We start from the raw sequence: 230 nt of genomic DNA, 5'->3' as shown, positions 1-230 counted from the left end.
CTGATTAAGTATTAAAAACTGCATTGGTTTTGCGCTGGCAGCATTTCCAGTAGTTGGCCGGTTTTTTTTTCCAATGATTGTCGCAAAATAGTTTGTTGTTCGGCTGAAAGTTTTTGCATGGTTTGATCCTTTTATTGAGTCGGAAGAGTGAGCATGAGTTTGCGTATAAGGGTAGGCGACAAATAACGGCCGCTGGTATTCAAACGGATCAGGCCGTCTGAATCAGGTTC

At 42.6% G+C, this 230-nt stretch carries 1 pseudogene; it reads right to left on the bottom strand.

From position 1 onward, the window contains the following. Nucleotides 1–14: 14 nt before the first annotated feature. Nucleotides 15–230, bottom strand: a pseudogene (locus ACTHS8_RS10975) (heme anaerobic degradation radical SAM methyltransferase ChuW/HutW); the annotation flags it as partial.

This window comes from Neisseria sp. P0016.S008, assembly GCF_051957775.1.
GTDB classification, from domain to species: domain Bacteria; phylum Pseudomonadota; class Gammaproteobacteria; order Burkholderiales; family Neisseriaceae; genus Neisseria; species Neisseria flavescens_B.
The sequence above is the reverse complement of the archived record's forward strand: the minus strand, read 5'-3'. Positions and strand labels throughout refer to the sequence as shown.